Raw genomic sequence first — 25,290 nt, 5'->3', positions numbered from 1 at the left:
GAAGCAATCCAGAGATGCATCCGCAGAAAGAGCCTGGATTGCTTCGCTGCGCTCGCAATGACGCGGTTGGGGGAGCAGCTTGCTACGCTCTCAGCTGTCATCGCCCGGCTTGACCGGGCGATCCAGTACGCCGAGAGGATAGTGATGACCGGAGAAGCCTCGGCGTACTGGATTCCCCGCCTTCGCGGGGAATGACAGTGTTGGGTGTGGAGCTACCCCGGCCCCTTCAAAATCTTGAACACACCATTGGCCATCACCACGCAGCGGCCGTCCACGCTGACCTCGGTGCTCATGAAGATCAGGCTGCGCGTCGAGCGCACCACGCGCGGGCGGGAGATCAGGATGTCGCCGATCTGGCCGGCTTCGACGAAATGGGTGTCGAGCTGCACCGTCGCCATGAACTCCTTGCCGGAGACGTAGCGGGCGGTCATGCCGCAGGTACGGTCCGCGAACGTCATCATCACGCCGCCCTGGACCATGCCGCGGCGGTTGTGGTGCTTGTCCTCGGTCGCAAGTGCGAATTCGTGTTGGCCGTCGATCTTGCGCTCCCATAACGGGCCGATCAGATGCATGAAGCCCGTGGTCTCCAGGATGGTCCAGCCGTCTGATTTCAGCCGTGCGGCGGCTCTGTTGGTCATGTCTCGTCCATTCCTGAGCGGGTCGTGCGATCTCATTTCATCGGGGCCGGACGTGGTGTAGTCAAGCATCATGAGATCGCTCGACGATGCCACACGGCGGAATATCGCGGCCGCCTGCGCGGCCTTCACGCGGCTGCCGGAGGACGAGGCGCCGGCGGCGTTGAAGCGCGCCGCGGTGGCAGTTGCGCTGACTGCGGCCAGCGAGAGCGATGACACAGCGTTGCTGCTCACGCTGCGCGCATCTCATTTGCGCGCCCATCGCGGTCAATGGGCCTTGCCCGGTGGACGCTGCGATGCCGGCGAGACGCCGGTCGAGGCGGCGCTACGCGAGCTCGACGAGGAGCTCGGCCTCCAGCTCACCGGCGCGGAGGTGCTCGGGACGCTCGATGATTATCCGACCCGCTCCGGCTATCTGATCACGCCGGTCGTGGTCTGGGCCGCCGACAGTGCCGCGATCAAACCAAACCCCGACGAGGTCGCCTCCGTCCATCGCATCGCGCTTGCGACGATCGAGCGCGAAGATGCGTTTGATTTCGTCGGGATCCCCGAGAGCACGCGCCGTGTGATCCGCTTCCATCATCAGTCGAGCTTGATCCACGCACCGACGGCGGCGTTGATCTACCAGTTCCGCGAAGTGCTGGCAGGACGGCACACCCGCGTCACCGAGCTGGAACAGCCGGTATTCGCCTGGAAATGACGCGAGGGCCGAAAACGAGGTAAACGGCGCGTTAACGTGACAGTTACCGGATGCCTGCTAAGAGGGCAGCATGCATCGATCGATTCGAAATGCCGTGAGACTGGTTCCACTCGCGCTCGTCCTGCTCGCGCCTGCCGCGCGCGGGGGCGAATCCGACGCGCTGCCGCCAGCCGTCCGCAATGCCAAAGCCCAGCTGTTGTCGCAATTTTTCGCGCAAGGCGGCGCGTCGCCGGCCGTGCTCGAATATCGCCGCAAGCTGCAGGAGTATCAGGCGGCGCGTGCTGCGTTCGACGAGGAAGCCGGCGCATATTGGAGTCAGATCTCCGAGAAGCGGAAAGGTCGCAACGCCAAGCGGCGCAGCGGGCAGCAGATCACGCTCGACGATTACGTGCTGGAGCATCCGCCGCTCTATAACGGGCCGAAACGGCCGGTGAATCCGGAGCCGGAGGAAACCCCGGACCGCCCGACGAAAAGGCCGATCCCCGTGGCCGCCGATCTGCTGCGTGCGGCGCAGGAACTCTACCAGTTCACGCCGCAGCGACCCTCCAGCGAAGTCGAATTCAAGCGCGTCTATGCGCGCTACGCGGTGGCCTCGGGGCTGACGCGCGAGCAGGCGGTGCGGGTCTATGCGTTCGAGACCGGCGGCACCGGCAGTTACGACGTGCAGGCGGGAATCGAGCATGGCGGCAAGCGCGCCATTTCGACCGCGATGGGCTACAACCAGCTGCTGACGACCAACAGCGTCGAGCTGCTGGCCGAGCAAGGCCATGAATTCATCCGCGCGCTCTCCGACAGGGTCGCGCGGACCTCGGGCCCGGCGCGACAGTCGCTCGAGCACAAGCTCGCCGTTCTGAAGAAAATGGTGGCACATGCCAAATCGGTGCCCGACACCTGGTCGGAGCACGAGAAGATCGGCAACACCGCGCAGGGCTGGGCCATGCATGCCATGGTGCTCGACATCGACATCGGACCGATGCTGCAGACCCACAAACTGCTCACCTCGGTGCTGTTTGCGCGCGCCAAGGGCTATAGCCGCCCGCTCAGCGCGGCCGAGCTCGAGATGATGAACCTCACCGGCGACGGCACCGGCCTCGACATGGTGACGATGCCGCCGGCGATGCGCGAGCAGGTGCCGACCTCGAACTTCTTCCAGCGCGGCGGCTACGAGCGCAACCCGGTCGCGATCCGCCACAACACGGTGGCGAAGCTGCTGGCGGTGACGGATACGAGGATGGACAGCAACAGCAACAACGCCGGCGCGCGCGAGCTGGCGGGGGCGTTCTAGCCGTTCGCCCTGCCACACCTTCCGCTGTCATGCCCCGGCTTGACCGGGGCATCCAGTACGCCGCGGCCTCTCGATTCAATCACGACGGCCTCTGGAATACTGGATCACCCGCTTTCGCGGGTGATGACACCGAGTGTGTGGTGGCGCCGTCGCCCGCCATCCCCGCCCTACTGATCCGACCCGAACTTGAACTTGCCGTCGCCTTCCAGATACGGGCCGCTGCGCATGTAGAGCTGGCCGTTGTGGCCGATGAAGAACAGCGTGCCCTTTGGCACCTTCTTGGCGCCCTTCAGAAGTTCGCCGGCATTGCTGGTGCCCATCTTGTAGGAAAAGGTCTTGCCGTCCTTGTCATAGGCGTAGCCGGTGTCAGGCTTGAGCTCCCAAGGTGTTGCAGCGGTCTGCGCCAATGCGGGCGCAGCGAACGCGCCGAGCACGGCCGTCACCAGAAAAATCCTTGTCGAAAATGCCATCACCCTATCCTCCCCATCGAGGCGCCCCGGCTTGAACAAATCACGAACGGCGCTTCCAGGTCAATTTGCGAAAGCGCCGCAGCGCATCACGTCTTGCCGAGCAGTTTGTGATTTTCCCTTCGTCCCCGCGCGACTATGTTCCGCTTTCCGTCTAGAACGCAATTCGACAAAAACATTGGGTAGGGGATGATTCGAATGAACCTCGTCATTAAAGCTTGCTGGGCCGCCGGCCTGTTGCTGACGGTGCTCGCGCCGGCCGCCCGGGCCGATGATTACCAGCTCAGCCACAACCAGAGGATTTCGTGCAGCCGCGGCCTGGCCCCAGGCAAGCTGAACACCGCGACCTGCAAGTCCTACACATATCTCTTCAACACCAAGACCTCGGAATATTTCCGTTGCCAGGTCTCGCTGGCGCTGACCCGCGACAACAAGGAAGTCATCAACGTCCAGACCGACGGCGCCTGCACCAAGAAGCCGCGCATCTTCGAGACCGACGGCCATTACGATTTCGACGCCACCGAGACCGAGCCGCCGAACACCAATTCGTTCTTCGGCCCCGGCGGTTACTCGGTCTGGGCCGCCGACGTCGGCGCGCAGAAGGTGCGCGGCTGCATCATCATCTCCTCCGGCCTCGGCTCCGACATCTCCAAATGCCTGGACATGACTTTCCAGTGAGGGGCTGTCCACGCCTGGCTGCGCCACCTCGCCGCACCCGCCGAGTTTCCCAAAAATCGAGCCAGGACAGCCATTTACCGCAGTCCTGTTTTGACTTTTGGATGGGTTGACCCACCCCCCTCATCCGGCCAACTTCCCGGCCGGTTTGGGGAGTAGAAAGATCATGAAACGAACGATTTTCGGCGTGGCCGCGGCTGTTGCTCTGGCGGCGTCGGCGCCTTGCGCGCAGGCGCAATCCTTCATCAACGTGCTGACCGGCGGCACCTCCGGCGTCTACTATCCGCTCGGGGTCGCGATCGGAAAGATCTACGGTGACAAGATTCCGAACGTGAAGACGCAGGTGCAGGCCACCAAGGCGTCAGTCGAGAATCTGATCCTGCTCCAGCAGGGCCGCGGCGAGCTGGCGTTCACGCTGGGCGACTCGCTGAAAGCGGCCTGGGACGGCGAGGAGGAGGCGGGCTTCAAGTCCAAGCTCGACAAGCTCAGGACCATCGGCGCGATCTATCCGAACTACATCCAGATCGTCGCGACCGCCGAGAGCGGCATCAAGACGCTGGCGGACCTCAAAGGCAAGAGCCTGTCGGTCGGCGCGCCGAAATCGGGCACGGAGCTGAATTCGCGCGCGATTCTGGCGGCGGCGGGTATGAGCTACAAGGATCTCGGCAAGGTCGAGTATCTGCCGTTCGCCGAATCCGTCGATCTCATGAAGAACCGACAGCTCGGCGCGACCCTGCAATCGGCCGGGCTCGGCGTGGCCTCGTTGAAGGATCTGTCGACCTCGAGCCCGATCACGGTGGTGTCGGTACCGAAGGAGACCGTCGACAAGATCGGCCTGCCCTTCATCGCGGCGACCATTCCCGCCAACACCTACACCGGGCAGGACAAGGACGTGCCGACCGCGGCCGTGGTCAACTATCTCGTCACCAGCTCGGCCGTGTCGGACGATCTTGCCTACCAGATGACAAAACTGGTCTACGAGTCGCTGCCCGAACTCGCCAACGCGCATGCGGCCGGCAAGGAGATCAAGCTCGAGACGGCCGCCAGCGGCAGCCCGGTTCCGCTGCACCCCGGCGCGATCCGCTATTACAAGGAAAAGGGGCTGATCAAGTAAGGTCGGCCGTCACTATCGGACGTCATGGCCGGGCTTGTCCCGGCCATCCACGTTCTAAGGCCAGGCGAGAAAGATCGTGGATGCCCGGGACAAGCCCGGGCATGACGGTCTGAATACGCGGCGCCAATGCTATAAGCGCTGGACGGTTGGGGACATATCGATGTTGCAGGCAGAGGGCAGCGAAGCGCCCATCAAGGTCGAGTTCGACAATTTCGAACACGGTTTTCCGGAAGGCTTTGGCCCGGGCTGGTGGGGCACGCTCGCGTACTGGATCGGCATCGCCTTCGCGACCTTCCAGCTTTATGTCGCGGCCTTCAACTATCTGCCGAGCCAGGTGGTGCGCGGCGTCCATGTCGGATTCCTCGTCCTCCTCACCTTCGGTCTGATCGGCAATTTCACCGCCAAAAGCGATTTCGGCCGCGCGATCGGCTGGCTGATCGGCAGCGCGGGCTTTCTGTGCGGGCTCTATCAATGGATCTTCTATGCGGATCTGATCGCACGTGACGGCGATCCGACGCGCCTCGATCTTGTGGTCGGCACGCTGCTCGCCGTCCTGATCTTCGAGGGCACGCGGCGGCTGATGGGCGCGGCGCTCCCGCTGATGTGCGGCGCCTGTCTCGTCTACTGGTTCTTCGGCCAGTATCTGCCGTCACCGCTGAACCATCGCGGCTATGATTTCGACCAGATCGTCACTCATCTCTCCTTCGGCACCGAGGGCTTTTACGGCGTGCCGATCTACGTCTCGGCGACCTACATTTTCCTGTTCATCCTGTTCGGCTCGTTCCTGGAGCGCGCCGGCATGATCCAGCTCTTCACCGACGTTTCTCTTGGGTTGTTCGGCAGGACCCGCGGCGGCCCGGCCAAGGTCGCGGTGTTCGCCTCGGGCATGATGGGCACGATCTCGGGCTCGGGCGTCGCCAACGTCGTCACTGTTGGCCAGTTCACGATTCCGCAGATGATCAGGTTCGGCTATCGCCGCGCGTTCGCGGCCGGTGTCGAGGCGACGGCCTCGATGGGCGGGCAGATCATGCCGCCGGTGATGGGAGCGGTTGCCTTCATCATGGCGGAGACGCTCGGCGTCCAATATTCGGAGGTCGTGAAAGCGGCTGCGATTCCCGCGATGCTCTATTTCGCCTCCGCCTTCTGGATGGTGCATCTGGAGGCCGGCAAGCACGGGCTCACCGGGATGAAGAAGTCGGAGACCCCGAGCGCCTGGAAGGCGCTGGTGACGCGCTGGTACCTCGTGCTGCCGCTCGCAGCGCTCGTCTACATGCTGTTCGAAGGCTTTACGCCACTCTATGCCGGCAGCATGGGCCTCGCGCTCACAGTGGGGCTGATCCTCGGCACCGCCATCACGACGGGCGCACCTTCGATGGCTATCCGCTATATCTTCTGGATCGGGCTTGCGCTCGTGGTCGCGGCGCTCTCGCGCGACGGCCTTCAGATCGTGCCGGTCGCAGGCGTCGTCGTCGCGTTGATCGTGATCACTGCGTTCGTGCGCGGCGGATTTTCCGCCCTGCGCGCCTGCCGCGATGCGCTGGCTGAAAGCGCGAAATCCGCCATCACCGTCGGCATGGCTTGCGCCATTGTCGGCGTCATCATCGGCATGATGTCGCAGACCGGCGTCGGCACCATTTTCGGCGGTTGGGTGATCGGCCTCGGCGAGAAGAGCCTGTTCCTGGCGCTGATCATGACCATGCTGCTGTCGATCCTGCTCGGCACCGGGATCCCGACCATCCCGACCTACATCATCACGGCGGCGCTCGCGGCGCCCGCGCTGGCGAAACTCGGCGTACCGCTGATCGCGAGCCACATGTTCGCGTTCTATTACGGCATCATGGCCGACCTCTCGCCGCCGGTGGCGCTGGCTGCGTTAGCCGCGGCACCGATCGCGAAGGAGAATCCTGACAAGATCGGCTGGGAGGCGATGCGTATCGCGCTGGCCGGCTACGTCATCCCCTTCATCTTCGTCTATTCGCCGGCGCTGATGCTGCAGGCCGGCGATCCCATGGCAGCCAAGCTCGGCTTCTACGGCGCGGTGGCGTTGGCGACCTTGAAGGCCCTGGTGGCGATCGCCCTGTTCGGCATGGTCGCCATCGGCTTCCTGTTCACGCGCCTGACGTTCCTTGAACGTTTGGTCGCGCTCGGTGCCGCGATCTGCCTGCTCGGCGATTTCCCGTTCAGCGACACCGCCGGCTTCCTGCTCGCCGCGGCAATCGTGCTGTGGCAGTGGCGGCGGCGTCCGCCGGCGCCGGTCGAGGCGGTGTGAGCCTCTGCTTCGTCACAGCCTCAGGCGTGAAGGCGCTAGCGCTGTCCGCGTTCACGCTGGTGTGGACGCATTCCATCGCGAAGGTCGACTGGCAGGAAGACTGGCGCGTCACCCCCGCCGGGCTCGAACTGACGCAGGCACGCGTGAAGGGCACCGGCCCCGGCATGGAGCCGCCGCCCGAGGCGCGCCTCGTCGACGGCTGGTTTCAGTGGAGGCCTGCGCGTGCGCCGATGCCGGAGGTGGTGCTCGGCAATTCGGGCGCGGCTGGCGAATGGCGGCTATGCCATGACGGCAAGTGCCGGACGTTGTCCGAGATTGTCGGTCATCCCATTGGTGCTAACGTCACCACGATGAAGATTTGCGACGATCCGTAGCCCGGATGAGCGAAGCGACATCCGGGAGCGGCGGCCCCGGATATCGCTACGCTCATCCGGGCTACAAGAAAAATAAAGGAGAAACGCGATGGATCGGCTCAAGGGCAAGGTTGCGATGGTGGTGGGCGCCGGCTCGATCGGACCCGGTTGGGGCAACGGCAAGGGCACCGCGGTCACCTTTGCGCGCGAGGGCGCGCAGGTGTTTTGCGTCGATCGCAACGGCGCGGCCGCCGAGGAGACCGTGAAGATCATCACGGACGAAGGCGGCCAGGCGATCGCGTTCACGGCCGAGGTCTCGCGTGCGCACGAGGTCGAGGCGATGGTCGCCGCGTGCCTGAAGGCCTACGGCCGCATCGACGTGCTCGACAACAATGTCGGCATCGCCGAGATGGGCAGCGTGGTCGAAGTGACCGAGGAGAGCTGGGACCGGGTCTTCAGCGTCAACCTCAAGAGTGCCTATTTCGCCATGAAGCACGTCATCCCGGTCATGGTGAAACAGGGCGGCGGCTCCATCATCAACATCTCCTCGATCGCCTCGATCCGCCACATGGGTATCTCCTACGTCACTTACGGCACTTCAAAAGCGGCGATGAACCAGATGACGCGCACCACCGCGATCGAGTTTGCGCGCCACCATGTCCGCGTCAACGCGATCCTGCCCGGCCTGATGAAGACGCCGATGGTGGAACATTCCGCAGGTCTTGCGAACAGCTATGCCAAGGGCGACGTCGAGGCGATGTGGCGGGCGCGCGATGCGCAAGTGCCGATGGGCCACATGGGCGACGCCTTCGACGTCGCTAACGCCGCACTGTTCCTGGCCTCGGACGAAGCGAAATATGTGACGGGGATCGAGCTCGTGGTGGACGGCGGGATCACGTGCAAGGCGGGGGCGTAGCTCCTTGCTCGTCGCCCTGGCGTAAGCCAGGGCCCATTACCACAAGGCTCGGTTGGCGAAGACTGCCGGCTCCAGCTTCTTCAACAATCAGCATTCGGGGTAATGGGTCTTGGCTTTCGCCAGGACGACACTATTGCGCCAGCGCCAGAATCCCGCCGGCGAATGAATGCCATGCCGCCGTTTCGCTGATCGGCCAGTTCAGCACCTTCACCGCCAGCATCGCGAGCGTGCCGGTGATGTAGACCGGGTGCACGCGGCCTTCGGTGCGCCAGTCGCGTACCATGGCGACGACGAGCAGCAGCGAAGCGACCATCGCGGGTGCGATGGTGACGGGCACCGGCGGCGGCCCGGGCGGTCCCGGAGGCGCGAGGAAAGTGAGAAACCAGCGCGCGATCGCGGCATCGAGGATGGAGACCGCGGCGAGCAGCATCAGGCGTTTGTGAATCTCCGGCTTTCGCGTGTTCATGATCGCGAGCACGAACACCATTGCAAAGAACGCAATCCCGCTCATCGGTACGATCGAGAAGGCGATGCCGGCCTCTTTCTGTCCGAGCGCCGCGGAATGCTGCATCACATGGACGGAGGCGAGGAAGCCGAAGATCGTCATCGCGGTCGCGAGCGAAACGCCGGCGATGCCGAGCGCACGGTGATTGACCACGCGGCCTGAGGCGGCGAGCCAGGTCTGGATCACGAAATAGAGAGACCAGGTGAAGAACAAGAGACCATGGAAATGAATGACGGGGCTTGCGGACAAGGTCCGTTGCGCGAGCGGCACAAAATAGGTCGGTGCGAAGCCGAGAAAGGCGGTGGCCGCGCAGGCCAGCGCCATGTGGAGATAGAAATATCGTGCGGGCGACGCATCTCGCGCGCGCACACGACGGTCGTCGATCAGGGTCGTCATGAGGGATGAGTCTGGAGAGGCGGCGTTTGGTTCAAAGCAAACCGTCCCTGCACCGTCGTCCCGAGGCGCGCACAGCGCGAGCCCGGGACCCATAATCACAGGGCGCGGTTTGGCGCGAAGCTGGTAACTCCGAATCTTCGCAAAACACTTGCTGCGGCGTATGGGTCCCGGATCTGCGCTTCGCTTGTCCGGGACGACAGCGGTGTTTGCGGATCTAACCCCCCGCGCTCAATTCCGCGCGATCGAGCTCCTCCTCGATTCTGTGAAACGCGTCGTCGCCGATCACCTCGGTGGCGCGGAGTTCGAAGATCGACTTTCGCGCGGCCGCGATGCCACGGCGGCGCAGCGGATCGGCCGGCAATTCGCCGTTGGTGATGCCGCCATGGGGATCGTCGTCGGCCTGCATCAGGATGGCGCGATATTCGAGCCGCAGGATTTCCGCTTCCTCCGACGGATCGTCCTCGATCGCGTCGAGCGCCGCGCGATAGGCGACGGCGCGGGCACGCGCGACCTCGATGCCGACGGGATCGTCGTCCTTGAGGCCGAACGCCAGGATCAGCGGCCGCAACGTCAGGCCCTGCACGACCAGCGTGCCGAGCACGACGGCAAACGCCGAGAAGACGATGAAGTCACGATGCGGAAAGCTCTCCGGCAGGGCAAAGGCGGTGGCGAGCGTAACCAAGCCGCGCATGCCGCACCAGGAGATGATGAGGCCGCCCTTGGCCGAGGCGACCTGCTTCGGATCCTTGGGGTGATAGATGCCGTGCGCCACCAGCGTGCGCAGCGTCGTGCGGTAGAACGTAATCCAGGCCAGCCGCACCAGGACCACGGTGAGCAGGATCCAGGCGGCCGCCACGCAATATTCCCAGCGCACGTCCGCATCGAGGCGCGTCCAGATCGGCCGCATCTGCATGCCGATCAGCATGAAGGCGAGCACGTTGAGCACGAACACCATGGTTTCCCACACCGCATAGGAAGGTACTCGCAGCCGCGCCGGCATGCGTGTCCCAGCCGTGCGGGCGATGGTGATGCCGTAGACTACTATGGTGAGGATGCCAGAGAGACCGAGATGCTCGGCGGCAATCCAGACCATGAAGGTCGTGGCGAATTGGATGATGATCGAGCTGGGGGCCTCCTTCACGCGTTCCATGAACAGCGGGATGATGCGGCCTGCGACCAGGCCCGCGACGACGCTGCCGACCAGGGCCAGCGCCATGGTCGGCGCGACCTGGCTCCATGCCAGATGCTCGGTTGCGATCGCTCCGACCGCGATGCGATAGATCAGGAGCGCGGTCGCGTCGTTGAGCAGGCTCTCGCCCTCCAGGACCTTCACCATGCGGTGAGGCAGCTTCACCTGGCTCAGGATCGCGACCGCAGCGGCCGCGTCCGGCGGGGCCACGATGGCGCCGAGCGCAACCGCGGCGGCCCAGGGCATGTCAGGCATCAGGCGGTGCGCGACGTAAGCCACAGCGGCCGTTGTCAGGCCGACCGCGGCGACGACCAGAGTGGAGACCGGAACCCAATTGTTGCGGAGATCGCGCAGCGAGGTGTCGAAGGCGGCATCGAGCAGGACCGGTGCGACAAAAAGAGCCAACGCCAGGTCGGGCTCCAGCGTCCAGGACGGGCTCGACGGCACAAACGCGATCAGTGCGCCCCCGATCGCGAGAAAGGTCGGATAGGGGACCTTGATCCGCCGCGCCAGCGCCGATAATCCAACGGCGCCGAGCAGAAGCACGATGATCCATTCGAATGTCGACACGTTGATCCCCGAAACCGATTTGAGCGGCGCCACAAGCTAGCACCAATCCGGCCGTATGATGGATAGTGCGGCCCCGAGGCAAGACCTCAACCCGGACCTTAACCCAAGATTTTCCGACTGTGACGAGCATGCGTTTTCTCATTCAATGGTCCGGTGCCGGGGTGCTCTTCGCGCTCTCGTTCGTCGTGGCTCATGCCGCGACCGGCGGCGAACCGGCCGCGGTCCCGCAGGTCGACATCGCGCCGTGCCTCGCGGCTGCCGCGGTCGACGACTTTGACAAGGCCGCCACGGCCTGCGCCGCCGTGATCGACAACGAGAAGACGGCGAAAGGCGATCTGATCAAGGCGCTGATCGCGCGCGGCGGGCTTTATGCGCGGCACGACCAGGTCGACCGCGCGATCGCCGACGACAGCCGCGCCCTGGAGCTCGATTCCGGTCTCGCCGATATCTTCAACGCGCGGGGCGAGCTCTGGCTGAGGAAGGGCGACAAGCCCAAGGCGGTGCAGGATTTCGGCGCGGCATTGAAAATCGATCCGAATCACGAGCAGGCCAAGGCCAATCACAAGGCGATGGCGCGCGAGATCGAGCGGATCGGCGCGCAGATGGCGGTCGCGGGCAAGCCCAGCTTCATTTGCAAGGGTGCGCGCCGCCCCGTCGAGAGGGCGATCTGCGCCAACCGCGAGCTCGCTGATCTCGACCGTGAGGTCTTTGCCGCCAACGCGCGCGTGTTGCGCGAAGCCCGCAATGCAGGCGAAGCGAAGGCGCTTCAGCGCGAGCAGGACGATTTCATCGCCCGCCGCAACGCCGGGTTCGGCCGGCCGGGGTACGATTTGAAGAAGGCGATGCAGGAGCGGCTGCAGCGGCTCAACGGGGTGGACGGGTATTGAGCTCCTCATCTCGCCCGTAAGAGCGGGACGAAGAAGGGAAGGATCGGTGCGCCGCTGGCACGCCTCGATTTGAACCGATTCTTTGGCCGCCGCGACAATGGTGAAAGCCTGATGTCCCGGAGCCCTATGCCATGTGCGGCACGCATCCTTCCGCGCAAATGCTCTCGTTTGCAAAAATCTCGTTTCGCTCGCTCCTGCTCAGCGCGGCAATGAGCGTCGTCCTCGTCGCTCCTGCCTTGGCCGGCGTCGATTGCGTGATGGAGAGCAAAGCCGCTCCGGCTGAGCTGATCCCGGCCTGCAGCGCCACCATTGACCAGGCCTCAATTCCATCCTCCGATCGCGCCGCGGCGTTGCTGGTGCGCGCCGACGCCAATGCGCGGACCTCGGGCGGCCTCACGCAGGCGCTGCGGGACATCGACCGCGCCATTGCGCTCGATGGCAAGAACGCAAAAGCCTGGCGCCTGCGCGGCGATCTCCTCCGCGAGGCCGGCGGCGATCTCAACCGCGCCGCGGCGGACCTCAGCAAGGCCATCGAACTCAATCCGCAGGATTCGGAATCTTACGAGCTGCGCGGCGTGGTCTACACCAACCAGCGCCGGCTCGACCGCGCGCTTGCCGATTACGACCAGGCGATCAAGCTGAAGCCTGACAATGCACAGGCCTGGTCAGACCGCGGCGTGACCTATTATCTCGGCGGCGACAACGAGAACGCGATCCGCGATCTCAGCGAGGCGTTGCGGCTCGATCCGAACCGGCCGCGCAGCTACACCAATCGTGGCGCCGCCTACAAGAAGCTCGGCCAGCTCGAGAGGTCGGTTGCCGACGATGGCGAGGCGATCAGGCTCGATCCGAAGGTGCCCGAATATTACGACAATCGCGGGCTGTCCCTGGCCGCGATGGGCGAGTACGACAAGGCGATTGCCGATTACGATCAGGCGCTGCGGCTGGCACCGCGCCCGAACTTCTTCGCTAACCGCGGCGACTCCTACCACCTCAAGGGCGAGCTTGGCGCGGCGCTGAGCGATTACGAGGCCGCGCTGAAACTCGAGCCGAATTTCGCGCAGACCTACAATAACCGCGCCGTGCTCTACAAGAAGATGGGCGAGCGCAAGAAGGCGCTGGCCGACTACGAAACCGCGCTGCGGCTCGATCCCGGCAACGACAACGCTGCCGCCGGCCGCCGCGCCATGATCGCGGAGATCGTGAAATTCGGCGGCGAGCCGCTGCGGCCGCTCGCGGCGAATTCCGGCAAGGGCCCGTCGTTCGATTGTGCCACTGCGAAGCGCGAGGTCGAGAAGGTGATCTGTGCCGATCCGCAGCTGGGTGTGCTCGATCGCCAGATCGCCGAGACTTATGAGCGCGTGCTGAAATCGGCCGGGTCCCGCTCGGCCGGCGACCTCCGTCGCACCCAGCGCGACTTCCTCGCCACCCGCAATACGAGCTTCGGCCGCGCCGGCTATGATCTGAGCAAGGTCATGCAGGACCGCCTGCAGCGGCTGAACGCGATGGATAGCTGAGCACTGTTCTTTTCAGCTTGAACCGCGGCCCATTCCCGGGAAAATAGCCCTCAAACATGGCCGGTACTTGATCCCTGTCATGGCGGGGCGTTTGTCCTGCCACAAGGTCAAGGCCAGGCGAATAAAAGGGAACGGGAGCGCGGGAATGAACGTCCGAGGAAACGTCCAAGGAAACATCGACGGAAAGAGCCTCTATCACGAGGTTTATGCGCGCTCGCTGGCCGACCCTGAGGGCTTTTGGGCCGAGGCGGCCAAGGAGATCGACTGGATCGAGCCACCAAAAAAGATCTTCGATCCCTCGCAGGGCGTCTACGGCCGCTGGTTCAGCGGTGGCATTGTGAACACCTGCTACAACGCGCTCGACCGCCACGTCGAACGCGGCCGCGCCGACCAGATCGCGCTGATCCATGATTCGCCGCTGGCAAATAGCGTCACCAAATTCACCTACACCGAACTGCTGGCCGAAGTGCAGGCGCTCGCCGCCATCATGCAGGACTTTGGTGTCGCCAAGGGCGATCGCGTCGTCCTCTACATGCCGATGGTCCCGGAGGCCGTCGTTGCGATGCTCGCCTGCGCGCGCATTGGCGCGGTGCACTCCGTGGTGTTCGGCGGCTTTGCCGCGAAAGAGCTCGCCACCCGCATCGACGATGCGCAGCCAAAGTTGATCCTGTCGGCGAGCTGCGGCGTCGAGCCCGGCCGCATCGTGCAGTACAAGCCGCTGCTCGACGAGGCGATCAGGCTTGCGGGCGCAAAGCCGAAGGCCTGCATCGTGCTGCAACGTCCGCAGCTCGTCTGCGCCCTCACGCCCGGCCGTGACTATGATTGGGCGGGCCTGCGCCGCAAGGCGATGAACGACGGCAAGCAGGCGCCTTGCGTGCCCGTCGCCGCCACCGATCCGCTCTACATCCTCTATACGTCAGGCACGACCGGCATTCCCAAGGGCGTCGTGCGGGACAATGGCGGCCATCTCGTCGCAGTGAAATGGTCCATGTTCAACCTCTATGGCGTCAAGCCGGGCGAGGTCTGGTGGTGCGGCTCCGACATCGGCTGGGTGGTCGGCCACAGTTACATCGTCTACGGCCCGCTGCTGCACGGCGCGACCTCGATCATGTATGAGGGGAAGCCGGTCGGCACGCCCGATGCAGGCGCGTTCTGGCGCGTGATCAGCGAGCACAAAGCTGTCGCCTTCTTCACTGCGCCGACCGCGTTCCGCGCGCTCCGGAAAGAAGATCCGGAAGGAAAATTCATCCGGCAGTACGACCTCTCGACGTTCCGCACGCTGTTCCTGGCCGGCGAGCGCGCCGATCCGCCGACGGTGGAATGGGCGGAGCAGCAGTTGAAAGTGCCTGTCATCGACCATTGGTGGCAGACCGAGACCGGCTGGTGCATCGCCGGCAATCCGGTTGGCTTAGGCCAGCTGCCGGTGAAGCACGGATCGCCGACGGTGCCGATGCCGGGCTACCAGGTCGACGTGGTCGACGAAGCGGCAAAGCCGGTCGGTCCGAACACCATGGGCTCGATCGTCATCAAGCTTCCGATGCCGCCGGGCTGCCTGCCGACACTGTGGAATCAGGACGAACGGTTTAAGGAAGCCTACCTCACCGAATTCCCCGGCTACTACAAAACATCGGATGCCGGCTACAAGGACGAGGACGGCTATGTCTTCGTCATGGGCCGCACCGACGACATCATCAACGTCGCCGGCCATCGGCTCTCCACCGGCGGCATGGAGGAGATCCTGGCTTCGCATCCCGATGTCGCCGAATGCGCCGTGCTCGGCGTCAAGGACGCGATCAAAGGTGAGGTACCCTGCGGCTTCCTGGTGCTCAAGGCGGGTGTGAAGCGGGCCCCCGCCGAGATCGAGAAGGAGATCATCGCGCTGGTGCGCGACAAGCTCGGTCCCGTTGCCGCGTTCAAGCTCGCCATCACCGTCGGGCGCCTGCCCAAGACGCGCTCCGGAAAGATCTTGCGCGGCACCATCAAGAAGATCGCAGATGGTGAAGCCTGGACCATGCCGGCGACGATTGAGGACCCCAAGGTGCTCGACGAGATCGGCGATGCGCTGAAGGGGCGGGTGTGAGGTTTGCAATGGGGCTTGAATAGGCCGCATTTTTCCGCTGAATCCTCATCCTGAGGAGCGCGCCTGGCGCGCGTCTCGAAGGATGAAAGGCCCCGCTGCTCCAGCTTGGCCTGCATGGTTCGAGACGCCCGCTGCGCGGGCTCCTCACCATGAGGATGAAGGGCCTGCCATGAATTCGAAGCCGTTTCTAGCGATTGCATTTGCGGGCCTCATTCTCTCCGCCTGCTCCGCGCGCTACCAGACGCCGGTGGCGATGGGCGGCGATGATGACGACGCGGTCTGCCAGAGCCGCGGCTATGCGGCCGGCTCGCCTGAATACGTGGCCTGCCGCAAGGACCGCGACGTCCAGCGCAGCGCCGCGACCACCCGCGCCGACCGCCGCCAGCGCGACCTCGGCGAATACATGCTGAACCATCCGGACCGGCCATGATGTAAGCCGTGGCATTATCCTGCCGCGACAGATCTGCAACGCCGCAGCCAAATCGCAATCGCACTTGTCCTGATTTGATCGGCATCAAATCCTTCACCACTGCCTTTCTGCTCTGACGCTGATGTCGCGCAACGAAGCGCGCAAATGGCTGAAGGGGAATGCAATGGACGGAATAATAAGAAACGTGGCGCGGCTCGCGGCGCTAGGCGCGGCGCTGGCGGGGGCTTTTGCCTCGGCACAGGCCGCCGATTTGCCGATCTACAAAAAGGCGCCGCCGCCGGTAGAAGCCTTCAATCCCTGGATGGTGCGTTTGCGGGTACTTGGCGTGTTGCCGGATGCGGGCGGCTCGACCGTCAATGTCGCCGGCGTTCCGTCACTGTCGTCGCCGAATTCGGGCCTCTCGATCAGCGACCAGGTCGTGCCTGAGCTCGACATCAGCTATTTCTTCACCAGGAACATCGCGGCCGAGCTGATCCTGGGCGTAACCCGGCATTCGATCAGCGGCACCGGCTCGCTCGCAAATCTGCCGATCGGCAAGACTACGCTGCTGCCGCCGACGCTGACCCTGCAATATCACTTCGACAATTTCGGCGCATTCAAGCCGTATATCGGTGCCGGCGTGAACTACACAATGTTCTTCAGCAACTCCGCCGCCAATACGCCGGCCGTCATCGCAGGTCCGCCCGCGATTGTCGCCACCACCACGAGCCTGCATGTCAGCAACGCCTTCGGTGGCGCGGTGCAGTTCGGCTTCGACTACATGCTCGATCGGCACTGGGGCCTCAACGTCGACGTCAAGAAGCTCTGGTTGCGGCCGGACTATTCGGCGACGGTCAGTGGGCTGCCGGTTACCGGCACTGCGCATATCGACCCGTGGCTGGTCGGCGGTGGTGTGACGTATAAGTTCTGAAGTTGTTGTTGCCTTAGGGAGGCACACTGTCGCCCTAACGTCGCCCTGGCGAATGCCAGGACCCATACCGCGGAATCTATCGACTGAGCGCGGTAGGAGAACCGAGCGACGAGTCTTCACCAAATTCCTCCTTGGGGTAATGGGTCCTGGCTTTCGCCAGGACGACGCCGGAGGGTATACGTTGTCAGTCGTTTTGCAGATGCAAAATAAAAACGCGGCAGGTTTCCCTGCCGCGTTTTTATTGGGTTCACGAATGAGGAGCGGAAGGATTACTCCTCCTCCTGGTCCTGCTTCTTGCCGCCGAGTGTCTTCAGCTTGGCGAACACGGCATCGACGTTGAGATCGTCGCTGGACCTCTCGGCGGGTTCGTACTCGTCCTTCTTGGTGGTTTCGGAGGCCGGCAGCAGGGTGGCGCCGCCATAGGCCGCGTCGATCGGCTTTTCCTTGGCCGCGCGCGCGACCTCGAAATCGAGCTCGATCTGCGAGCAGAGGCCAAGGGTGACGGGATCAATCGGCGTCAGCTGGGACGTGTTCCAGTGGGTGCGATCGCGGACACTGGCGATCGTGCTCTTGGTCGTGCCGACCAGGCGCATGATCTGGGCGTCCTTGAGCTCGGGATGGTTGCGCAGCAGCCAGAGGATGGCGCTCGGGCGTTCGTGGCGGCGCGAGACCGGGGTGTAGCGCGGGCCCTTGCGCTTGGGTTGCGGCGGCAGCACCACCTTACTCTCCTGGAGTCGGAGCCGGTAGTCCGGGTTGTTCTCGCCCTTCTCGATCTCCTCGCGGGTCAGCTGGCCGTTGGAGAGGGGATCCATGCCCTTGATGCCTTGGGCGGCGTCGCCATCGGCGATCGCGCGCACCTCGAGGGGGTGCATTTTGGTGAAATCGGCGACCTGATCGAAGGTCAGCGCGGTGTTGTCGAGCAGCCAGACGGCGGTCGCCTTGGGCATCAGAGGTGCGTTGCTCATGGCAAATCTCCTTTGTGCTTCGCCCACCCCTTTGGAGGCGAAACCGGTGGTCATCAGCGATGACTGGGAATTCGCGCTATATAAGCCCGGAGGGGGTAGCCACGCAATGGTTCTGCTATAGATAGTGCCTTGACAGCGCCCGAAAGGGGGCCCAATTCCCTCTGAAGTCCCTGTAAGACCGTACCCAAGCCCTATTCATTCATCGACCGCTTCCCGCCCATTTGGCGAGGTGATTCGGTCCCGAGATCGCTCAATGTCAGCCAAACCAGACCTCAAGATCGTGCTTTGTTCTCCCCGTGGCTTCTGCGCCGGGGTGGTCCGGGCGATCGACACCGTGGAACGGGCGCTCGATAAATACGGCGCCCCCGTCTATGTTCGCCATGAGATTGTGCATAACAAATACGTCGTCGATGGGTTGAAGAAGAAGGGCGCGATCTTCGTCGAGGAACTCGCCGAGATCCCGGAAAACACCACCGCGCCGGTGGTGTTCTCGGCCCATGGCGTGCCGAAATCGGTTCCGGCCGACGCCACATCCCGCAATTTGTTCTCGCTGGATGCGACCTGCCCCCTGGTCACCAAGGTCCACCGCGAGGCCGCGATCCATTTCAAGCGCGGCCGCGAGATCTTCCTGATCGGCCATTCCCATCATCCCGAGGTGGTGGGCACGCTCGGCCAGCTCCCGACCGGCGCCGTGACCCTGATCGAGACCGCCGAGGACGCGAAGACCATCGCCCCGAAGGACCCGAACAACCTCGCCTTCGTGACCCAGACCACGCTGTCGATCGACGACACCGCGGAGATCGTGGCGCTTCTGAAGGAGCGCTTCCCGAACATCAACGGGCCGCACAAGGAAGACATCTGCTACGCCACCACCAACCGCCAGCTCGCGGTGAAGAAGGTGGCGCCGGTGGTCGACGCCCTGATCGTGGTTGGTGCGCCGAACTCGTCGAACTCGCAGCGCCTGCGCGAGGTCGCCGAACGCGAGGGTTGCCCGATCGCCGTGCTGGCGCAGCGCGCCACCGAAATCGACTGGAAGCGGTTCGAGAACATCACCAGCCTCGGCATCACCGCTGGCGCCTCGGCACCGGAAGTGATCGTCGAGGAGATCATGGACGCGTTCGCCGAGCGCTTCACGCTGCATGTGGAGACGGTCTCGGCCGCGGAAGAGAACGAGTTCTTCCCGCTGCCGCGTCAGGTGCGCCCCGAAGCCGCCGCCGAGTAGATCTTCATGGCGGTCTACACCGACGTTGCCGCCGACGAGCTTGCGGACTTCCTCAACCAATACGATCTCGGCGAGTTGCTCTCGTACAAGGGCATCGCCGAGGGCGTCGAAAATTCCAACTTCCTGCTGCATACGACCAAGGGATCGTTCATCCTCACGCTCTATGAGAAGCGCGTGGCGAAGAACGATCTGCCGTTCTTCCTCGCACTGATGACGCATCTGGCCGAGCACGGCGTCAACTGCCCGCTGCCGGTGAAGGGAACGGACGGCGAGGCGTTGCGCGAGCTGTCGGGCCGGCCGGCCGCGATCATCACCTTTCTCGAGGGCGTCTGGCCGCGCAAGCCGAACGCGGCCCATTGCGCCGGCGTCGGCGAGGGGCTCGCCAAGATGCATCTGGCGAGCGCGAATTTCGCGATCAGGCGTGCGAACGCGCTGTCGGTCCCGGGCTGGCGGCCGCTGTTCGATGCCGCGTCACAGCGGGCCGACGAGGTGCAGCCCGGCCTGCGCGCGTTCCTGAGCCACGAGCTCGACTACCTCGAGAGCGGGATCTGGCCGACGCAGCTGCCTGAAGGCGTGATCCACGCCGACCTCTTCAACGACAACGTCTTCTTCCTCGGCGACAAGCTCTCCGGAATCATCGACTTCACTTTCGCCTGCAATGATATGCTGGCTTATGACGTCGCGATCTGTCTCAACGCCTGGTGCTTCGAGCCAGATCATTCCTTCAACGTCACCAAGGCGCGGGCCTTCCTCAACGCCTATGGCCGTGTGCGAAAGCTGTCCGAGGCGGAAGAGGCAGCGCTGCCGCTGCTCGCGCGCGGCGCCGCGATGCGGTTCCTGCTGACGCGGCTGGTCGACTGGCTCAACGTTCCGCCCGGCGCGCTGGTTCGGCCGAAGGATCCGCTGGAATATGTCCGCAAGCTGCGCTTCCACCAGAGCGTTTCCAGCGTGCGCGACTACGGGCTGATGCCGTCGGGGCTGGTGGCGTGAGCGAGCTTCCGATTGTCACGATCTACACCGACGGCGCCTGCTCGGGAAATCCGGGGCCCGGCGGCTGGGGCGCGATCCTGAAGTTCGGCGACAAGGAAAAAGAACTGAACGGTGGTGAGCGCCACACCACCAACAACCAGATGGAATTGATGGCGGCGATCTCCGCGTTGGAAGCGCTGAAGAAGCCGTGCACGGTCGATCTCTATACCGACAGCCAATATGTCCGTCAGGGCATCACCGGCTGGATTCACGGCTGGAAGCGCAACGGCTGGCGCACCGCCGACAAGAAGCCGGTGAAGAATGTCGAGCTATGGCAGCGCCTCGATGCTGCGCTGAAGGCTCATGACGTGCGCTGGCACTGGGTCAAAGGCCACGCAGGGCATCCCGAGAACGAACGCGCCGATCAGCTCGCGCGGGACGGCATCGTGAAGGCGCGGTTGCAGGCGCGGGTGGCGGAGTAGCGCGGATCCGCGCTCCTTCCTCATGTTCCGCCGTCATCGCCCGGCTTGACCGGGCGATCCAGTACGCCGCGGCCTCTCGATTCAACAACAACTGTCTCTGGAATACTGGATGCACCGCTTTCGCGGGGCATGACAGTGTCGTTTGTGGCTGAAAGCGGTGGCCGCTTACAGCTGCCCGAGCAGCGTATCGCCGCCGGACACCTCGACCTTGCCGGGCATCGCCTCGAGGTTCAGCTTCTTGACCACGCCGTCCTCGACCAACATCGAATAGCGCTTGGAGCGGATGCCGAGACCGTTGCCGGAGGCGTCGAGCTCCATGCCGATCGCCTTGGCGAAGTCGGCATTGCCGTCGGCGAGGAAGATGGCCTCGTCGCGCTGGTCGGTGTCGCGCTTCCACGCGTTCATGACGAAGGCGTCGTTGACGGAGACGATGGCGATGGTGTCGACGCCCTTGTCCTTCATGGCGTAGGCGTTGAGGAAGATGCTCGGCAGATGCATCTTGTGGCAGGTGCCGGTATAGGCGCCGGGCACCGCGAATAGCGCCACTTTCTTGCCCTTGAAGATGTCGTCGGTGGTCTTCACCTGCGGGCCTTCGGCCGTCATCACGCGGAATTTCGCCTCGGGCAGCTTGTCGCCAGTCTGGATCGCCATCGTCAGTCTCCCTGAAAATCGGTCCCGCTTTTTAGACCGTGCGGCGGCGCTGCACAATGTTGCCGGTAGGGCAGGCGGTGAGGGCGGGACCCTTCACCATTATGTCATCAGCCGGCGAACCCGCCGCCGTCGAGGAAGGCCTGCTCGTCCGGGGTGGTGTCGCGGCCGAGCAGGCGGTTGCGGTGGGGGAAGCGGCCAAACCGCCGGATGATGTCGGCGTGCTCACGCGCGTATTTCAGGTTTTCGGCATTCTCGGTGTTTTGAAACAGCGCGACGCAGTGCAATTGGTCGGGCAGGTGCTCGGAATGCATGAAGGGCAAATAGAGGAATTCGAGCAGGACCGGATCGATCCTTTGATCTGCACCCCGCGCAATGGCGCGGCGGGCGACGTCGCGCGCGAGCGCGTCGCTGGCAAAGGCCTGCGCCGTGCCCCGGAACATGTTGCGCGGAAACTGGTCGAGCACGATGACGAGCGCGAGTGCGCCCTCGTCGGTCTCCTCCCACGACGAGAGCTCGCCGGCGACCGCCTTCTGCCACAGCGCGAGAAAGCGGCGCCTGACCTCCGCGTCGAATGCGTCGTCGCGCTCGTACCAGGCATCGCGGCCGGCCTCGCGCCAGAAGGCGAGGATGCCGGCCGGACTGATGATGCTGTCGTCGGTCATGAACGAAAGAGGCGCTTACGCCGCCTCCGCCTTCTTCTCGTCGCGCAGCTGCCGGCGCAGGATCTTGCCGACATTGGTCTTCGGCAGGTCGGTGCGGAATTCGATGTGCTTGGGCACCTTGTAGCCCGTCAACTGCTCCTGGCAGAATTTGACCAAGGCCTCCGCCGTGAGGTTCGGGTCCTTCTTGACCACGAACGCCTTCACCGCCTCTCCCGACTTGGAATCGGGAATGCCGATGACGGCGCATTCGAGCACCCCCGGGTTGCTCGCGATCACTTCCTCGATCTCGTTCGGATAGACGTTGAAGCCGGAGACCAGGATCATGTCCTTCTTGCGGTCGACGATCTTGGTGTAGCCTTTCTCGTCCATGATGCCGATGTCGCCGGTGCGGAAATAGCCGTCTGCGGTCATCACCTTGGCGGTCTCCTCCGGCCTGTTCCAATAGCCCGACATCACCTGCGGACCCTTGGCGCAGATCTCGCCGGGCTGGCCGAGCGGCATCTCGTTGCCGTCGTCGTCGCGGATCGAGATCCAGGTCGAGGGCACGGGGATGCCGATGGTGCCGTTGAACTCGGGATCGGTCGTGGTGTTGCAGGTCAGCGTCGGAGACGTCTCCGACAGGCCGTAGCCTTCGGCGATGGAGCAGCCCGTGATCGCCTTCCACTGCTCGGCGACGGGGCGCTGCACCGCCATGCCGCCACCATTCGAGATCTTCAGCTTGGAGAAATCGAGCTTCTTGAAGTCGGGATGATGCATCAGGCCGTTGTAGAGCGTGTTCACGGCCGGGAAGTTGTTGACCTGGTACTTCGCCAATTCCTTGATGAAGCCCGGGATGTCCCGCGGGTTGGGGATCAGGAGATTGCAGCCGCCGGCGCGCACCGCGAGCAGGTAGCAGGCCGTCAGCGCGAAGATGTGATAGAGCGGCAGCGCGCAGACGACCATGAGTTGATCGACATGCGGCGGCGCGGCCATCGCCGGCTGCAGCCAGGCGTCGTTCTGCAGGACGTTGGCGACGATGTTACGATGAAGCAAGGTGGCACCCTTGGACACGCCGGTGGTGCCGCCGGTATATTGCAGGAAGGCGACGTCGCCGGGCGACAGCTTCGGCTTGTTGAATGCCAGAGAGCGGCCGGCGGAGATCGCGTCGTTGAAGGACACCGCGCCTGGCAGCGACCAGGCCGGCACCATCTTCTTGACGCGGCGGACGACCAGATTGACGATCACGCCCTTGAAGCCGAGCAGGTCGCCCATGCTGCCGACGATGACGTGCTTGACTTGCGTCTTCGCGATCACCTGCTCGACGGTGTGGGCGAAATTCTCCAGCACGATGATGGCTTCGGCGCCGGAATCCTTGAGCTGGTGCTCGAGCTCGCGCGGCGTGTAGAGCGGATTGACATTGACCACCGCGAAACCGGCGCGCAGTACGGCTGCGGTCGCGACCGGATATTGCAGCACATTCGGCATCATGATCGCGACGCGGGCGCCGCGTTGCAGGCCTCGCCCTTGCAGGTAGGACGCCATCGCCAGCGACATCTGGTCGAGGTCGCGATAGCTGATCGACTTGTCCATGCAGATGAACGCCTTGCGGTCGGCGAACTTGGCGAAGCTCTCCTCCAGGAGGTCGACCAGCGATGAATATTGCGTCGGCTCGATATCGGCGGGGACGCCGGGCGGATATTGCTTAAGCCAGATGCGCTCCATGGAAACTCCCCTCATTGACCAGAGCCCGTTGTGTCTCGGGCTTGCCTCATTGCCGTCAGTATCGAGCCTGCCGGAACGGGTGGCAAGCGGTCGAGGCTTAGGATAAACGCCAGGGAGTGGCTACCGGAATCCTCGCAAACGGCGCTGCCGCAAGTGCGAAGTGCGGCGCGGTCTCGTCTCGCGTCGGCCGTTAACTGTTGTTGGCCGGCTTGGCGGGCTTGGTCGCGGCCTTGGGCTTGGCGGGCTTGGCTGCCTCGCCGCTCACCGCAGGCTTTGCCACCGCATCGGGCTTGGCTGCGGCATGCTTGGTGCCGGCCGGCTTGACTGCGGACTTGCCGTCGGCCGGCTTGGCGGCCGCCACCGGCTTGGCATCGGGCTTCGCCGCCGCCGTCTTGGCATCCTTCGGCTTGTCTGCTGGCTTGTCTGCCGCGTCGGGCTTTTTGGCGACGCGCGACTTCTTGCCACGCGGCTTTGGCGTGGCCTGCTGGTCGGCATCGGCCGCGACCGCCGCGATGAGGGCGGTCCCGGTGCGGGTCGGACCGGTATACACCAGCACGGGCTCGGCCGCGGCCGGGGCGGAGGCCATCAGCTCGGAGGCCTTCATCAGCGGCGGCTGAAGCCCGGCCGTGAAGAAGGTGACCTGGGCTTCGCCGCCCGTGGCCGAGGCCGACCCGGACGTGCCGCCATTGGTCGCGATCAGCGCGTCGTCATCGTCGCTGGCCGGCCGCTTGCGATGGCCGCCGCACATGTCGTCACGCAGGTTCGGCGGCGAGGCGTCGACCGGCACCAGCTTGTCGACCGTGCCGAGCGAGGGCCGGAGCCAGGTGAGATTGTCTTGCGAGAAGCCGCGCTCCAGCAGCTGCGCTGCCTTCACCGCGCGCGCGGTCCCGGAGTTGGCGCCCAGCACGACGGCGATCAGCCGGCGGCCGTTGCGGGTGGCCGATGCGACGAGGTTGTAGCCGGAGGCGCAGATGAAGCCGGTCTTGAAACCGTCGGCGCCGGGATAGCGGCCGATCAGCTTGTTGAAATTGCCGGTGACACGCTTGCCGAAGCGGATAGCCGGAATGTGCACGAAATACTCGTACTCGGGCAGGTCGCGCAGGAACGAGCGCGCGAGAATGCCGAGATCCCGCGCGGAGGTGATCTGTCCGTCGGCGGGCAGGCCGTTCGGATTGACGTAGCTCGTCTGCGTCATGCCGAGCTTCTGCGCGGTGTCGTTCATCAGCGCCGAGAAGCCGTCGATCGAACCGCCGACGCCTTCGGCGAGCACGACGGCCATGTCATTCGCCGATTTCACCATCATCATCTTGAGTGCGTTGTCGACGGTAAGCTGCGTTCCCGGTCGAAACCCCATCTTCGAGGGCGACTGCGAGGCTGCCGTCGGCGACACCGTGAGCAGTGTGTCGAGTGTGAGCTTGCCGTCCTTGACCGCCTTCAGCGTCACATAGGCGGTCATGATCTTGGTGACGGAAGCCGGATACCAGGGAATGGTCGCGTTTTCCGCCTGCAGCACCTTGCCGCTATCGGCCTCGATCAGGAGCAGCGCTTCGGCGCTCGCCGCGCGCGGCACGAGCAATGCGCCGCATGCGAGTGCCGCGGCGAGCAGGTTGAACAAGGATTGACGAAGCAGCGGGCGAAGAGCGTGCACTATCCGATTCCGGTCCTTGGAGACCCGCCGGTTCCGGTCGGCTCTCGTGATCTGATGTTCGGTTCTGAAATCCAGCGCCGCCGCTTGCGGCG

General features: G+C 64.2%; 25 protein-coding genes. 16 read left to right on the top strand and 9 right to left on the bottom strand.

The genetic code is table 11. The features are described 5' to 3' along the window. Positions 1-195 (top strand): hypothetical protein (locus AC0L3K_RS21965; protein WP_473366881.1); only part of this gene is annotated, 195 nt, incomplete at its 5' end. Between the two features lie 17 nt (positions 196-212). Here AC0L3K_RS21965 and AC0L3K_RS21960 read toward each other — a convergent pair. Further along, positions 213-638, bottom strand: a complete 426-nt coding sequence (locus tag AC0L3K_RS21960) for a PaaI family thioesterase (RefSeq protein WP_354126879.1) — start codon at positions 636-638, stop codon at positions 213-215. Between the two features lie 70 nt (positions 639-708). Here AC0L3K_RS21960 and AC0L3K_RS21955 point away from each other — a divergent pair, with 70 nt between their 5' ends. Both AC0L3K_RS21955 and AC0L3K_RS21950 read left to right on the top strand, forming a co-directional pair. Next, positions 709-1,335: an NUDIX hydrolase gene (locus tag AC0L3K_RS21955; protein ID WP_473366880.1), complete on the top strand. Its 627-nt coding sequence runs from the start codon at positions 709-711 to the stop codon at positions 1,333-1,335. 70 nt (positions 1,336-1,405) lie between these two features. Then, the gene (locus AC0L3K_RS21950; protein WP_473366879.1) at positions 1,406-2,620 is read left to right on the top strand and encodes a hypothetical protein; all 1,215 of its coding nucleotides are present in this window, start codon (positions 1,406-1,408) and stop codon (positions 2,618-2,620) included. 167 nt (positions 2,621-2,787) lie between these two features. Here AC0L3K_RS21950 and AC0L3K_RS21945 read toward each other — a convergent pair whose 3' ends face one another. Beyond that, complete coding sequence (locus AC0L3K_RS21945; RefSeq protein ID WP_219682443.1) at positions 2,788-3,090, bottom strand: hypothetical protein; 303 nt, start codon at positions 3,088-3,090, stop codon at positions 2,788-2,790. A gap of 195 nt (positions 3,091-3,285) precedes the next feature. On the opposite strand from AC0L3K_RS21945, the gene AC0L3K_RS21940 reads away from it, so the two are divergent. From AC0L3K_RS21940 to AC0L3K_RS21920, 5 genes are all read left to right on the top strand, one after another. After that, positions 3,286-3,765, top strand: a complete 480-nt coding sequence (locus tag AC0L3K_RS21940) for a hypothetical protein (RefSeq protein WP_354126877.1) — start codon at positions 3,286-3,288, stop codon at positions 3,763-3,765. Positions 3,766-3,928: 163 nt separating this feature from the next. Beyond that, positions 3,929-4,876, top strand: coding sequence for a TAXI family TRAP transporter solute-binding subunit (locus AC0L3K_RS21935; protein WP_007597521.1), 948 nt, complete (start codon positions 3,929-3,931; stop codon positions 4,874-4,876). A gap of 160 nt (positions 4,877-5,036) precedes the next feature. Continuing rightward, positions 5,037-7,145: a TRAP transporter permease gene (locus AC0L3K_RS21930; RefSeq protein WP_473366878.1), complete on the top strand. Its 2,109-nt coding sequence runs from the start codon at positions 5,037-5,039 to the stop codon at positions 7,143-7,145. Beyond that, complete coding sequence (locus AC0L3K_RS21925; RefSeq protein WP_473366877.1) at positions 7,106-7,519, top strand: DUF1850 domain-containing protein; 414 nt, start codon at positions 7,106-7,108, stop codon at positions 7,517-7,519. The genes AC0L3K_RS21930 and AC0L3K_RS21925 overlap by 40 nt, the downstream gene beginning before the upstream one ends. Positions 7,520-7,607: 88 nt before the next feature. Continuing rightward, complete coding sequence (locus AC0L3K_RS21920; protein ID WP_473366876.1) at positions 7,608-8,414, top strand: SDR family NAD(P)-dependent oxidoreductase; 807 nt, start codon at positions 7,608-7,610, stop codon at positions 8,412-8,414. A gap of 130 nt (positions 8,415-8,544) precedes the next feature. Here the strand turns inward: AC0L3K_RS21920 and AC0L3K_RS21915 are convergent, their stop codons facing one another. Both AC0L3K_RS21915 and AC0L3K_RS21910 read right to left on the bottom strand, forming a co-directional pair. Continuing rightward, positions 8,545-9,315: a hypothetical protein gene (locus AC0L3K_RS21915; protein ID WP_007597515.1), complete on the bottom strand. Its 771-nt coding sequence runs from the start codon at positions 9,313-9,315 to the stop codon at positions 8,545-8,547. 214 nt (positions 9,316-9,529) lie between these two features. Then, positions 9,530-11,107, bottom strand: a complete 1,578-nt coding sequence (locus AC0L3K_RS21910; RefSeq protein WP_088941041.1) for a cation:proton antiporter — start codon at positions 11,105-11,107, stop codon at positions 9,530-9,532. Positions 11,108-11,202: 95 nt separating this feature from the next. Here AC0L3K_RS21910 and AC0L3K_RS21905 point away from each other — a divergent pair, with 95 nt between their 5' ends. The 5 genes from AC0L3K_RS21905 (at position 11,203) to AC0L3K_RS21885 (ending at position 16,898) form a co-directional block, all read left to right on the top strand. Next, positions 11,203-11,961, top strand: a complete 759-nt coding sequence (locus tag AC0L3K_RS21905) for a tetratricopeptide repeat protein (RefSeq protein ID WP_473366875.1) — start codon at positions 11,203-11,205, stop codon at positions 11,959-11,961. A gap of 131 nt (positions 11,962-12,092) precedes the next feature. Beyond that, positions 12,093-13,478 (top strand): tetratricopeptide repeat protein, encoded by a 1,386-nt coding sequence (locus AC0L3K_RS21900; protein WP_473366874.1) that lies wholly within the window; start codon positions 12,093-12,095, stop codon positions 13,476-13,478. A 145-nt stretch (positions 13,479-13,623) separates the two neighbouring features. Then, positions 13,624-15,558, top strand: a complete 1,935-nt coding sequence (locus tag AC0L3K_RS21895; protein WP_473366873.1) for a propionyl-CoA synthetase — start codon at positions 13,624-13,626, stop codon at positions 15,556-15,558. 169 nt (positions 15,559-15,727) lie between these two features. Then, positions 15,728-15,988, top strand: a complete 261-nt coding sequence (locus AC0L3K_RS21890) for a hypothetical protein (RefSeq protein WP_007597509.1) — start codon at positions 15,728-15,730, stop codon at positions 15,986-15,988. Between the two features lie 163 nt (positions 15,989-16,151). Continuing rightward, positions 16,152-16,898, top strand: a complete 747-nt coding sequence (locus AC0L3K_RS21885; RefSeq protein WP_473366872.1) for an OmpW/AlkL family protein — start codon at positions 16,152-16,154, stop codon at positions 16,896-16,898. A gap of 269 nt (positions 16,899-17,167) precedes the next feature. On the opposite strand, the gene AC0L3K_RS21880 is transcribed toward AC0L3K_RS21885, so the two are convergent. After that, on the bottom strand, positions 17,168-17,863 hold the full coding sequence (locus tag AC0L3K_RS21880; protein ID WP_007597507.1) for a DUF1013 domain-containing protein: 696 nt from the start codon (positions 17,861-17,863) through the stop codon (positions 17,168-17,170). Positions 17,864-18,116: 253 nt separating this feature from the next. Here AC0L3K_RS21880 and ispH point away from each other — a divergent pair, with 253 nt between their 5' ends. From ispH to rnhA, 3 genes are read left to right on the top strand one after another with little or no spacing between them, the layout of a single operon-like run. Continuing rightward, positions 18,117-19,085: a 4-hydroxy-3-methylbut-2-enyl diphosphate reductase gene (gene ispH, locus AC0L3K_RS21875; protein WP_007597506.1), complete on the top strand. Its 969-nt coding sequence runs from the start codon at positions 18,117-18,119 to the stop codon at positions 19,083-19,085. A gap of 6 nt (positions 19,086-19,091) precedes the next feature. Next, positions 19,092-20,075 carry a homoserine kinase gene (locus AC0L3K_RS21870; protein ID WP_473366871.1) on the top strand — a complete coding sequence of 328 codons (984 nt, stop codon included), beginning with the start codon at positions 19,092-19,094 and terminating at the stop codon, positions 20,073-20,075. Then, positions 20,072-20,536, top strand: a complete 465-nt coding sequence (gene rnhA / locus AC0L3K_RS21865; RefSeq protein ID WP_007597503.1) for a ribonuclease HI — start codon at positions 20,072-20,074, stop codon at positions 20,534-20,536. Before AC0L3K_RS21870 ends, rnhA begins: the two co-directional genes overlap by 4 nt. A gap of 165 nt (positions 20,537-20,701) precedes the next feature. On the opposite strand, the gene AC0L3K_RS21860 is transcribed toward rnhA, so the two are convergent. From AC0L3K_RS21860 to AC0L3K_RS21845, 4 genes are all read right to left on the bottom strand, one after another. Then, on the bottom strand, positions 20,702-21,187 hold the full coding sequence (locus AC0L3K_RS21860; RefSeq protein ID WP_007597501.1) for a peroxiredoxin: 486 nt from the start codon (positions 21,185-21,187) through the stop codon (positions 20,702-20,704). 107 nt (positions 21,188-21,294) lie between these two features. Beyond that, a complete protein-coding gene (locus AC0L3K_RS21855) occupies positions 21,295-21,849 on the bottom strand; it encodes a DUF924 family protein (protein ID WP_219680613.1) in 555 nt (184 codons plus the stop codon). Between the two features lie 15 nt (positions 21,850-21,864). Further along, a complete protein-coding gene (locus tag AC0L3K_RS21850) occupies positions 21,865-23,550 on the bottom strand; it encodes a long-chain fatty acid--CoA ligase (RefSeq protein WP_219680612.1) in 1,686 nt (561 codons plus the stop codon). Between the two features lie 190 nt (positions 23,551-23,740). After that, positions 23,741-25,198, bottom strand: a complete 1,458-nt coding sequence (locus AC0L3K_RS21845) for a D-alanyl-D-alanine carboxypeptidase family protein (protein ID WP_473366870.1) — start codon at positions 25,196-25,198, stop codon at positions 23,741-23,743. Positions 25,199-25,290: the final 92 nt, after the last annotated feature.

This window comes from Bradyrhizobium sp. MI1.10, assembly GCF_055811035.1.
The sequence above is the reverse complement of the archived record's forward strand: the minus strand, read 5'-3'. Positions and strand labels throughout refer to the sequence as shown.

What these genes read in the sequence shown, in the direction of transcription:
- AC0L3K_RS21935 (WP_007597521.1), top strand. Translation starts at nt 3,929, where the DNA reads ATGAAACGAACGATTTTCGGCGTGGCCGCGGCTGTTGCTCTGGCGGCG.
- AC0L3K_RS21870 (WP_473366871.1), top strand. Translation starts at nt 19,092, where the DNA reads ATGGCGGTCTACACCGACGTTGCCGCCGACGAGCTTGCGGACTTCCTC.
- AC0L3K_RS21955 (WP_473366880.1), top strand. Translation starts at nt 709, where the DNA reads ATGAGATCGCTCGACGATGCCACACGGCGGAATATCGCGGCCGCCTGC.
- AC0L3K_RS21905 (WP_473366875.1), top strand. Translation starts at nt 11,203, where the DNA reads ATGCGTTTTCTCATTCAATGGTCCGGTGCCGGGGTGCTCTTCGCGCTC.
- AC0L3K_RS21890 (WP_007597509.1), top strand. Translation starts at nt 15,728, where the DNA reads ATGAATTCGAAGCCGTTTCTAGCGATTGCATTTGCGGGCCTCATTCTC.
- ispH (WP_007597506.1), top strand. Translation starts at nt 18,117, where the DNA reads ATGTCAGCCAAACCAGACCTCAAGATCGTGCTTTGTTCTCCCCGTGGC.
- AC0L3K_RS21900 (WP_473366874.1), top strand. Translation starts at nt 12,093, where the DNA reads ATGTGCGGCACGCATCCTTCCGCGCAAATGCTCTCGTTTGCAAAAATC.
- AC0L3K_RS21915 (WP_007597515.1), bottom strand. Translation starts at nt 9,315, where the DNA reads ATGACGACCCTGATCGACGACCGTCGTGTGCGCGCGCGAGATGCGTCG.
- AC0L3K_RS21940 (WP_354126877.1), top strand. Translation starts at nt 3,286, where the DNA reads ATGAACCTCGTCATTAAAGCTTGCTGGGCCGCCGGCCTGTTGCTGACG.
- AC0L3K_RS21960 (WP_354126879.1), bottom strand. Translation starts at nt 638, where the DNA reads ATGACCAACAGAGCCGCCGCACGGCTGAAATCAGACGGCTGGACCATC.
- AC0L3K_RS21930 (WP_473366878.1), top strand. Translation starts at nt 5,037, where the DNA reads ATGTTGCAGGCAGAGGGCAGCGAAGCGCCCATCAAGGTCGAGTTCGAC.
- AC0L3K_RS21895 (WP_473366873.1), top strand. Translation starts at nt 13,624, where the DNA reads ATGAACGTCCGAGGAAACGTCCAAGGAAACATCGACGGAAAGAGCCTC.
- AC0L3K_RS21920 (WP_473366876.1), top strand. Translation starts at nt 7,608, where the DNA reads ATGGATCGGCTCAAGGGCAAGGTTGCGATGGTGGTGGGCGCCGGCTCG.
- AC0L3K_RS21860 (WP_007597501.1), bottom strand. Translation starts at nt 21,187, where the DNA reads ATGGCGATCCAGACTGGCGACAAGCTGCCCGAGGCGAAATTCCGCGTG.
- AC0L3K_RS21855 (WP_219680613.1), bottom strand. Translation starts at nt 21,849, where the DNA reads ATGACCGACGACAGCATCATCAGTCCGGCCGGCATCCTCGCCTTCTGG.
- AC0L3K_RS21880 (WP_007597507.1), bottom strand. Translation starts at nt 17,863, where the DNA reads ATGAGCAACGCACCTCTGATGCCCAAGGCGACCGCCGTCTGGCTGCTC.
- AC0L3K_RS21950 (WP_473366879.1), top strand. Translation starts at nt 1,406, where the DNA reads ATGCATCGATCGATTCGAAATGCCGTGAGACTGGTTCCACTCGCGCTC.
- AC0L3K_RS21885 (WP_473366872.1), top strand. Translation starts at nt 16,152, where the DNA reads ATGGACGGAATAATAAGAAACGTGGCGCGGCTCGCGGCGCTAGGCGCG.
- AC0L3K_RS21945 (WP_219682443.1), bottom strand. Translation starts at nt 3,090, where the DNA reads ATGGCATTTTCGACAAGGATTTTTCTGGTGACGGCCGTGCTCGGCGCG.
- AC0L3K_RS21850 (WP_219680612.1), bottom strand. Translation starts at nt 23,550, where the DNA reads ATGGAGCGCATCTGGCTTAAGCAATATCCGCCCGGCGTCCCCGCCGAT.